6 protein-coding genes are annotated in these 10,654 nt (G+C 45.3%); 5 read left to right on the top strand and 1 reads right to left on the bottom strand.

From position 1 onward, the window contains the following. Positions 1–458 precede the first annotated feature (458 nt). The 4 genes from R8N49_RS18900 (at position 459) to tadA (ending at position 4,061) form a co-directional block, all read left to right on the top strand. Complete coding sequence (locus R8N49_RS18900) at positions 459–1,052, top strand: hypothetical protein (RefSeq protein WP_257881567.1); 594 nt, start codon at positions 459–461, stop codon at positions 1,050–1,052. Next, the gene (locus tag R8N49_RS18895; protein ID WP_031780848.1) at positions 1,042–1,452 is read left to right on the top strand and encodes a prepilin-type N-terminal cleavage/methylation domain-containing protein; all 411 of its coding nucleotides are present in this window, start codon (positions 1,042–1,044) and stop codon (positions 1,450–1,452) included. The genes R8N49_RS18900 and R8N49_RS18895 overlap by 11 nt, the downstream gene beginning before the upstream one ends. Positions 1,453–1,740: 288 nt before the next feature. Further along, positions 1,741–3,300: an AbgT family transporter gene (locus R8N49_RS18890; protein WP_005383758.1), complete on the top strand. Its 1,560-nt coding sequence runs from the start codon at positions 1,741–1,743 to the stop codon at positions 3,298–3,300. A 212-nt stretch (positions 3,301–3,512) separates the two neighbouring features. After that, entirely contained in the window at positions 3,513–4,061 is a 549-nt protein-coding gene (tadA, locus tag R8N49_RS18885) for a tRNA adenosine(34) deaminase TadA (RefSeq protein ID WP_082240141.1), read from the top strand. A 588-nt stretch (positions 4,062–4,649) separates the two neighbouring features. On the opposite strand, the gene mltF is transcribed toward tadA, so the two are convergent. Next, a complete protein-coding gene (gene mltF / locus R8N49_RS18880; protein WP_031777268.1) occupies positions 4,650–6,227 on the bottom strand; it encodes a membrane-bound lytic murein transglycosylase MltF in 1,578 nt (525 codons plus the stop codon). A 299-nt stretch (positions 6,228–6,526) separates the two neighbouring features. Here mltF and purL point away from each other — a divergent pair, with 299 nt between their 5' ends. Next, positions 6,527–10,420 (top strand): phosphoribosylformylglycinamidine synthase, encoded by a 3,894-nt coding sequence (purL, locus tag R8N49_RS18875; protein WP_318190043.1) that lies wholly within the window; start codon positions 6,527–6,529, stop codon positions 10,418–10,420. Positions 10,421–10,654 lie beyond the last annotated feature (234 nt).

Genomic DNA, 10,654 nt, shown 5'->3' with positions numbered 1-10,654 from the left:
GCGTACCACTTTCAGTAGTTGACTTCCTCTTCTACACCTATCCATGAATGTCGCACTTATTATCTGAAATCGGGAGTGATAATTTCGACAGGGAACGGCCTTGGTGCTGTACTAAAAACGAGTGCGTCGGTAGAGCTTACTGGCTCAATGCACTTTGTCCCTAAAGCAAAAGGTTTGTCGTCTGACAGTGAGTGTACATCTATTATTGCTGGTGGAACCGTGAGTTATGTAGCAAGTGTAAGTGGTTCTGATGAGCACTTTCTGACGGTGGACAGTTCAGTCAGTAGTCATGCTACTGGGATTTTAGGGGCTCCTAGCTTTACTTGTAAGAATTCGCACAAATCCAATTTATTTGAAGAAACCAAACGTCCAACCTACCTACTACTAGCACTTCGAATAAAAATGAAGATATCAAAGAAAATGTTGCAAATATTTCGGTTTTCAAAGACTTATTCACTATGGATTTCAACGCAGTTAACGTAGCAAAACTCAAAAACGAGATTAAAGCGGATCCTGTTGGCGTTGTAATTGCTAGCGGTAAGACACCTAAAGGTTGGGTTAAGTCATGCCATACTAAGTTAGCTAATGCTTACGCTGCTGGAAAACGAAGGTTTTGGGTCGATGGCAGTTGCGCAATATCAGGAAATATTTTTGGTTCTACTACTCAGCCTGTAGATAATGCTATTCAGCTTATTATTTATGATGGTGTTCTCTACAGTCAAAGTATGAGTTATTTTGATGGACTTCTTTACCAATACCTTTCAAAGCCAACTGTGTTGGATGTTAAAGAAATATGGATTGATCTTTTTGATTCAAAAAATGATATAGGTGTAACCCCTACTTCTTTTCACAAGCATGATATTAATAATGACTTTAATAAATATGCTTTTTTGCTAGATGGTTCATTGAAGCTTGATGGCGGGATAGGGTTAGATGCAGAAGATAGAACTATAAAATTAAATGGATCTTTGATACCTGCCTACAATGGTGGAAAGAGCGGCAAGTACATTGAGAAACTAAAGTGGCAGCGAGGCTCCTGGAATGATCTCTAAACAAAAAGGTTTTAACCTTCTTGAAGTTCTAATTTCTTTTCTGCTTATCGGTGTTGGGGCTCTAGGTTTAACTAAGCTAAACGTGTATCTAGAACGCGAATCCGAATATGCCATAAAAAGTATTGAAGCACTGCGTCTAACAGAGAACCAGCTTGAATGGTTCCGAACGCGTGGTGCTTCGGATGCGCTTTCTACGATTTCTACTGCCAGTTTTGCCTCTATCGTGACAGGATCTTCCGCCACTGGAGCGTACACGGTGGAGTGGGATGTGCCACCTGCTACTGTATCAGGTTCACTAAAGACGATCATCATCACAACAAGTTGGGAAGATAGAATGGGGCAGACGCAATCCGTTCAGCTTAAAACGATGATCTCACAATACAGTGAATTCGAAAACTAAGTTCAATTGCATACATGGGCTGGGACAAATGCGGGTGTAATTCCTGTTTAATACCGGATTTGTCACGGTTAATAAATAGTTTTTGAACTGTTAATTGAGTTGATGTGCTACTGTTTTTATTATGTTTAATTGAAGTGGTGTTTTTGCAAAATATGTCTCCAATTATGAAAAAAAATCTAGAACCTTGTGCTTTCCCCATTAGTGTTTACTAGAATACTCGTTGGATAGTAGGTCGTTATAATTATTCAAATAGGCCTTGGCACCAACATCATTCACTATGGAGTTACCATGAGTAACCAAGCTGTAAATAAGGCACCATCATCGAAGCCGAGCGGGATGGAGCGCTTTTTAAACTTTATCGAGAGGACAGGTAACAAAATTCCTGATCCTGCGATTTTGTTCTTCTGGGCATTGATCATTACTTGGGCGGCGTCAGCACTTTTGTCGAATGTATCATTCGATCTTCCAAACCCTCGAACGGGCGAAGCTCTTACTATCACCAACTTACTTACGGGCGAAGCGCTAGCAAGTTTCCTTGCTAACATGGTGACGACGTTTACTGGTTTTGCGCCACTGGGTATCGTACTTGTCGCAATGCTAGGTGTGGGTGTTGCAGATTCTTCGGGCTTTATTACGACGGGTCTTAAGAAGATGCTGAACTTCACGCCAGCTAAGCTTCTTACTCCAATGCTTATTTTGGTTGCCATTGTATCGCATACTGCGGCAGATGCAGGCTATGTTCTGGTTATTCCTCTTGGCGGTATTATCTTCCATGCGGCAGGTCGTCACCCTTTAGCAGGTATTGCGGCAGCATTTGCAGGTGTATCTGGTGGCTTCTCTGCAAACTTTATCCCTTCAGGTATCGATCCACTACTAGCAGGCTTTACGCAAACTGCGGCGCAGGTTCTTGATCCTGAATACGTGGTTAACCCATTAGCGAACATCTTCTTTACTGGCCTATCTTCCATCATTATTGTAGCGATTGGTTGGTACGTGACAGAAAAAATCATTGAGCCTCGTTTGTCAAAAATGCCAATTGATGACGATGCGGAAACTGCGCCAAACCTAGGTTCATTTACTGAACTGGAATCAAAAGCATTCCGTTATGCAGGTTGGGCAATGATGGCGGGTATTGCTTTACTTGTTGCAGCGTTAATTCCAGAAACATCAGCACTACGCTCGCCTGAAGGTGAAATTACGGCCTTCTCAGCACCGATAATGAAGTCTATCGTGCCGTTGATCTTTATTCTGTTTATCATTCCCGGTTACGTTTACGGTAAAGTGTCTGGAACGTTCAAGACCAGCAACGACATTATCAAAGCGATGGCTGACACCATGTCAACCATGGGCGCATACATTGTAATGTCGTTCTTCTGTGCTCAGTTCTTATCTGCATTTGCTCAGTCAAACATCGGTACGATGCTAGCGTTGTATGGCGCAGAAGGCTTAAAAGCGATGAACCTACCAGGTGAAGTGACCATCATCGGTATGATCCTTCTAACCGCGTCTGTAAACCTACTTATTGGTTCGGCATCGGCAAAATGGGCTTTAATTGGTCCAATCTTAGTGCCAATGCTAATGGCGGTTGGTATCTCGCCTGAGCTGTCTCAGGCGGCTTACCGTGTGGGTGACTCTGTATCGAACATCATTTCGCCTCTAATGGTATTTTTCCCTCTTGTTGTGGTTTACTGTCAGCGTTATGTGAAGTCGGCTGGTATCGGTACGCTTGCGTCACTAATGATGCCATTCTCGATCGCAATGCTGATCGGTTGGTCTATCTTCCTAGTTGCTTATTGGATGGTAGGTATCCCGCTAGGCATTCAAGCTCCTTACACTTACACAATGTAAAAACGTGTAGGGTGTGAAAGCCGCTAATTGGCAGCCAAAAAGCGCAGGTCTTCGATCTGCGTTTTTTTGTTCTCGTAAAACGAACATCGATAGGTCTTGTAACTAGTTTTTTGGAGTTGCAGACTTTGTCCCGTGATGTGTTGCTGTAGTGAAACCGAAGTTGGTGATAAAATTCCTGACTTCAATCGTTTTTTGTTTCTTTGGAGCCTCCTTTGTCTAACCATCCGTTTTCCCCTCAAGATGAATTGTTTATGCGCAGAGCGATGGAGCTTGCTGAGCAAGCAGAAGCTGAGGGGGAAGTACCTGTTGGCGCAGTGCTTGTCAAAGATGGTGAAATTATCGCTGAGGGGTGGAATCGCTCTATTGGTACTAATGACGCTACCGCACATGCTGAGATCCAAACGCTGCGTAAAGCAGGCCAAAAGCTAGAAAATTACCGCCTTCTGGATACGACGTTATATGTAACACTTGAGCCATGCCCAATGTGTGCCGGAGCCTTATTGCATAGCCGCGTTAAGCGGGTTGTTTTTGGAGCGCCAGATTTAAAAGCTGGAGCAGCAGGAACAGTGCTTAATTTGTTTGAAAGTCAAGCCGCTTACCATTACGCCTTAATTGAAAAGGGGCTGCTAGAAGATGAGTGCCGTACTCAGCTACAAGCGTTTTTTAAGCGCCGCCGAAAGGAAATTAAAGCGAAGAAGCAAGCACAAAAAGCATTAGAAAATGGAGAGAGCGAACAAGGTAGTAGGAGTAGTGAGGGCTAGCAAACACCTACAACGTGGTAGATGTTTGCTTGGACGCACTAGTGATTGACTAAATGTACAAAAACACGATTACGTGAACTTACTTTCTTTTTCATACATGTCAGTTTACGTTTACGTCGGATAGCAGCTACTGTGTTATTTAAACGCTTTGACTGCACTCTACGTCTTCTCATATTCAAAACCTCCTGCAGACAAGACTTATACCAGTAAAGCGCGGCTCATCGATGCTTGGCAATAGGCTCGATAATCGCACTAAACATTGTATGGTTTAAACGTTCTTCATTTGACTTCTGCATTGCACAGAGCCAGCAAACAATTTCAATACGATGCTTAATAATAGGAGTGACGTTATTTCGGCAGAGTGTAGCCGAAAGCGCCGCTTCATCAAGTGAGCTAAACCATGTGGTTGTAAAGTAACCTGTTACAAAGCAATCAGTTTTACTAACGATGAAGAAAAGGCGACCAACCAAAGGAATGGTTGAGTGTGGTTGGTGTCACTCAGAATATTGGAGTCTAGATAAGTTTTCGTTAGGACTCAACAAAAATGACGAGCTTCATAGGCTCGTCATTTTTTAGTTTACCGCGGGTTTATTCTTCAATGCTTTCTTGTTCGGTGTCTTCTTCAACCGTGACGTCAGAAGCGCCAGAGACTTGTTCTACGACGGTCTCTACTGCGCCCGATATCAAAATGTCGGGGTTGAGCGGCGGAATCACTTGCAAGTCATCGCTATTCTCATCAATCGCTGGCTGTTGGCTGACATGACCAATGATGGATTGGTAGTAACGTCGAATATTTTCTACGTAATTACGCGCTTCATCGCCTCTGGCGTACCCATAGCGAGTTTGGCTGTAATAGCGCTTCTGACGCAGTAAAGGCAGCCTATCTTTTACATCGGCCCAAGCGTTCGGATCGCCACCTTGTGCTTTGGTGAGTCGTCGTGCGTCCATCATGTGGCCGTAACCAATATTGTATGAAGCTAACGCAAACCATATTTTTTCATGCTCGTTGATGCTATCAGGCACGCGACCTACAATGCGACGTAAGTACTCGACACCACCACGAACAGATTGCTCAGGGTCTAAACGGTTTGTTACCCCGACGCTTTTCGCTGTTGGCAGAGTAAGCATCATCATCCCCCTAACACCCGTTGGCGATTTTGCTGTTGGTTTCCAATGTGACTCTTGATAAGCCAATGCTGCAATTAAGCGCCAGTCGAACTCTTCGCTGTATTTTTGGAATAAAGGTGCCCATTTAGGCAATTTGTCATCCAGAGCTCGAATGAATGCGCGAGTATCAACGTAGTCAAATGCTTCAATATGACCAATGTACTTTTCTTCGAGGGTGGACAGTTCTCCTGATTGTTTGATGTTACCGAAAAACTCTATCAGCATCGCATACAAACTTTCGTCTTCAGAGCGTCGAGTAAACCAAGATACTGGTTGATCTTCTGTAAGTTCAAACGCGAGCGCAAGATCGGGGTAAAGGCGTTGAGCAAGGGAAAGTTCCACCGAATCAGTCACAGTAAAACGTAACTCACCCGTCGATACGTATTTGAGTAAGTCTCTCGTGTCAGCATCACCAACAATTTCAAACTGAAGTTCTGGATACTGCTTCTTTAACGCTGTTAGGGTCGGAACATATTGCGATTGTTCAACGATCTTTAATGTTTGAGCGCCTGCATTTGTATCTTCGTCGGACTCGTCGTCTTTCGAGGCTTGGTATTCAATGAGTTGTTCGATATCACGTGGTCGAAGTTGCCCTTTTTTATATACCACTTGTTGGCTTACATAATAATAGGCAGGGCCTGGTCTAAATCGTTTGACTGCTTGTGACGTTTGATTTAAACCCGTAGCGATGATATCGATATCTCCTTTCTTAAGAGCAGGAAAAAGCTCAGCCTGGCGAAAGGCTGGTTTAATCTCGAGTTTGACGCCGAGCTGTTCCGCAAACTGACGCGCCAATTCGTAATCCAACCCTGCGGGACCATCGGGACCTATGTAGTAGGAAAGCTGATTGTTTAGCGTGCCAACACGAAGCACACCACGTTCTTGAATTTTTTCAAATTCACTTTTGGGCTCCGACTCAATCTGGCAAGCTGAGAGCAAAAGAACAGAAACTAAAATTAGAGCACTGCGCTTGAGCCGGTTGAAGTGACTTATTTGCATTAATAGGTACATCTTGGAAAATTTCTATTTGCCTTTATATCAAAGCGAGCTCATGGGGCAAAGTGAATCACACACTTATAACGTGACATTGTGTGTTTTATCGACATTTTAGTTGTAATTCAAATTTGACAAAAAAAATGACGCAAACGGTTGCTTTTGGTGTTACATCACAAAAACAATTACTATATAATGCGCTCGCAATGACGAGGTGGAATCGGCATAGGTTCGACAGGGCTTATTTTAAGTGTCTGAATTTATTCCAATATCACCTTAATCAATTGCATAAGAGACCTAAGCACATGAGAATTTTGCGTGGCTCCCCAGCTCTTTCTGAGTTTCGTGTTAATAAACTACTGGAACTTTGTCGTGAACAAGATCTGCCTGTAACTGGCATTTATGCCGAGTTTATGCACTTTGCCGATCTAAAGTCAGACCTTGATGACCAAGAGTTAGAAAAACTTGAAAAGTTACTAACTTACGGCCCAACCATCGAAGAGCATGAGCCAGAAGGTCTTCTACTTCTTGTTACGCCTCGTCCAGGCACTATCTCGCCTTGGTCTTCTAAATCTACCGATATCGCTGTTAACTGTGGTCTGGATAAAGTGAAACGTCTAGAGCGTGGTACGGCTTATTATGTCGAATCTTCAGTTGTTCTCTCAGAAGCTCAAGCTGACGCTGTTAAAGCGTTAATTCACGACCGCATGATGGAAACAGTATTCACAGAATTTGAAGCCGCATCAGCATTATTTACTGTTGCAGAGCCTAAGCCTGTCGCACATGTTGATATCTTAGCTGGCGGTCGTCTTGCGCTTGAAGAGGCAAACGTTTCCCTTGGCTTGGCACTCGCAGAAGATGAAATTGATTACTTGGTCGAGAACTTTACCAAGCTTGGGCGTAACCCAAACGACATTGAATTGATGATGTTTGCTCAGGCGAACTCAGAGCATTGTCGCCACAAAATTTTTAACGCAGATTGGACTATCGACGGGGTAGATCAACCTAAGTCTTTGTTCAAAATGATCAAAAACACTTTTGAAACGACACCTGACTATGTGCTGTCTGCATACAAAGACAACGCAGCCGTTATGACAGGTTCTAAAGCGGGGCGTTTTTTCCCTGACCCTAAATCTCGTCAATACACGTACCACCATGAAGATACGCACATCTTGATGAAGGTAGAAACGCACAACCACCCAACGGCAATCTCTCCATGGCCGGGCGCATCGACTGGCTCAGGCGGTGAAATCCGTGACGAAGGCGCGACGGGTATCGGCGGTAAGCCAAAAGCGGGTCTGGTTGGTTTTACAACCTCTAACTTACGTATTCCTGGTTTTGAACAGCCATGGGAAACCGACTTAGGCAAGCCGGGTCGTATTGTAAATGCGTTAGACATCATGCTTGAAGGTCCTCTAGGAGGCGCGGCATTCAACAACGAATTTGGTCGTCCAAATCTATTGGGTTACTTCCGTACTTACGAAGAAAAAGTCACTTCTCATGCGGGTGAAGAAATTCGTGGTTACCACAAACCAATCATGATTGCTGGTGGTATGGGTAACATCCGCGATGAACACGTGCAGAAGAAAGAGATTCCAGTGGGTGCGAGCCTAATCGTACTTGGTGGTCCGGCAATGAACATCGGTCTTGGTGGTGGTGCGGCATCTTCCATGGCATCTGGTCAGTCAGCAGAAGATCTGGACTTCGCTTCAGTACAGCGTGAAAACCCAGAGATGGAACGTCGCTGTCAGGAAGTGATCGACCGTTGTTGGCAGTTAGGCGACGACAACCCAATCGCATTTATCCACGATGTGGGTGCAGGCGGTATCTCTAACGCATTGCCTGAACTCGTCGACGACGGTGAGCGTGGCGGTAAGTTCCAATTACGCGATGTACCAAACGATGAGCCGGGCATGAGCCCACTGGAAATTTGGTGTAACGAATCACAGGAACGTTACGTTCTAGCGGTAGCGCCAGAAAACATGGAAGCATTCGACGCAATCTGTAAGCGTGAACGCGCACCGTATGCAGTGGTGGGTGTGGCGACAGAAGAGCGTCATCTAACGCTAGAAGATTCTCACTTCGACAATACGCCGATCGATATGCCAATGGATATCCTGCTTGGTAAGCCACCGAAGATGCACCGCGACGCAACCACACTAAAAGTGGAAAGCCCTGCCATTGTTCGTGATGGTATTGAGCTTAATGAAGCGGTGGATCGCGTACTTCGTCTTCCTGCTGTTGCAGAAAAAACATTCCTAATTACTATCGGTGACCGAACAGTAACGGGCCTGGTTGCTCGTGATCAAATGGTTGGCCCTTGGCAGGTACCAGTAGCAAACTGCGCAGTAACAGCGGCAAGCTACGACACTTACCATGGCGAAGCAATGTCGATGGGTGAGCGCACGCCAGTTGCATTACTAGACTTTGGTGCATCGGCTCGCCTAGCCGTTGGTGAGTCACTAACGAACATTGCGGCAACAGACATCGGTGATATTAAACATATTAAACTGTCTGCGAACTGGATGTCTCCAGCGGGTCACCCAGGTGAAGATGCGGGTCTTTACGAAGCAGTGAAAGCGGTTGGTGAAGAATTGTGTCCTGCGTTAGGTTTGACTATCCCAGTTGGTAAAGACTCCATGTCGATGAAAACCAAGTGGGAAGAAAACGGCGAGAGCAAAGAAGTTACTTCTCCACTGTCGCTAGTTATCACGGCATTTGGTCGTGTGGAAGACGTACGTAAGACCGTGACTCCACAACTACGCACTGACAAAGGAAATACTTCTCTAGTTCTTGTTGACTTGGGTAACGGAAAAAACCGCTTAGGTGCGACAGCATTGGCACAAGTATACAAACAGCTGGGTGACAAACCTGCTGACGTAGATAATGCAGAGCAGCTAAAAGGCTTCTTTGATGCAATGCAAGCGTTAGTACGTGATGACAAGTTAGTGGCCTACCACGATAAAGGCGACGGCGGTCTGTTTGTTACACTGGCTGAGATGGCGTTCGCGGGTCACTGTGGCGTAAAAGCGAACATCGCAGAGCTGGGTGATGATGCGCTAGCCGTTCTATTTAACGAAGAGTTAGGTGCGGTTGTTCAAGTTAAGAATGATGATTTAGATTCAGTTCTATCTACTCTGGCGGCAAACGGCTTAGAGGCATGCTCACATGTGATTGGTTCTGTTGAAGCTTCAGACGACTTTGTTATCACTTCTGGTGATGCAGTTGTGCTTGAACGTTCACGTACCGAACTACGCGTTATCTGGGCTGAAACAACGCATAAGATGCAAGGTCTACGTGATAACCCAGCGTGTGCAGACCAAGAGCACGAAGCTAAGAAAGACAACTCTGACCCTGGTCTAAACGTTAAGCTCAGCTTCGACGTAAATGAAGACGTTGCAGCACCGTACATTGCGAAAGGTGCTAAACCTAAGATGGCAATCCTACGTGAGCAGGGCGTTAACTCCCACGTCGAAATGGCAGCAGCGTTTGACCGAGCTGGTTTTGAAGCAACCGACATCCATATGAGCGATATCCTAACGGGCCAAGCGGTACTGGATGAATACCATGGCCTAGTAGCTTGTGGTGGCTTTTCTTACGGCGACGTACTAGGTGCGGGTGAAGGTTGGGCTAAGTCTATCCTGTTTAACGCACAAGCTCGTGAACAGTTCCAAGCCTTCTTCAACCGTGAAGAGACGTTCTCTTTAGGTGTATGTAACGGTTGTCAGATGCTATCAAACCTGAAAGAGCTGATCCCAGGTGCAGACTTGTGGCCACGTTTTGTGCGCAACGAATCTGAGCGTTTTGAAGCGCGCTTTAGTCTAGTTGAAGTTCAGAAATCTGACTCTGTATTCTTCGACGGAATGGCTGGTTCGCGCATGCCAATCGCGGTTTCCCACGGTGAAGGGTGTGTAGAAGTACGTGATGCAGAGCACCTAGCAGCGATTGAGGCATCAGGTACGGTTGCGGTTCGTTACGTGGATAACCTCGGTAACCCAACACAACAATACCCGAACAACCCGAATGGTTCGCCAAACGCGATTACCGGTTTAACAACAGCAGACGGTCGCGTAACTATCATGATGCCTCACCCAGAGCGCGTATTCCGCACAGTTGCAAATTCTTGGGCTCCGGAAGGTTGGGGTGAAAATGGCGCTTGGATGCGTATGTTCCAAAATGCCCGTAAGAATATCGGTTAATTAACCAAAGGTTAATGTAGCTTAAGTAAAGCGTTGGTTGAGAGACCAGCGCTTTCTTTTTTCTTATCACTCTTTTTTCTTCGTCGCTCTTTCTAGTGACTTGGCGAAACGTTGCTTTGTTCTGCCTCTTCTTTGTCATCTATTATCTAGCGTAAAAAACTTGCAGCGTTTAGATTACTTTTATGCTCTAATACCGCGCTTACCAAGGGATGGTGTTAAACAGCTCAGCTTAGA

Source organism: Vibrio sp. 1978, from assembly GCF_033344345.1.
The sequence above is the reverse complement of the archived record's forward strand: the minus strand, read 5'-3'. Positions and strand labels throughout refer to the sequence as shown.

Bases quoted from the DNA above. Each gene is read 5' to 3' on its own strand.
- R8N49_RS18900 (WP_257881567.1), top strand. From the start codon at position 459: ATGGATTTCAACGCAGTTAACGTAGCAAAACTCAAAAACGAGATTAAA.
- R8N49_RS18895 (WP_031780848.1), top strand. From the start codon at position 1,042: ATGATCTCTAAACAAAAAGGTTTTAACCTTCTTGAAGTTCTAATTTCT.
- R8N49_RS18890 (WP_005383758.1), top strand. From the start codon at position 1,741: ATGAGTAACCAAGCTGTAAATAAGGCACCATCATCGAAGCCGAGCGGG.
- mltF (WP_031777268.1), bottom strand. From the start codon at position 6,227: ATGCAAATAAGTCACTTCAACCGGCTCAAGCGCAGTGCTCTAATTTTA.
- purL (WP_318190043.1), top strand. From the start codon at position 6,527: ATGAGAATTTTGCGTGGCTCCCCAGCTCTTTCTGAGTTTCGTGTTAAT.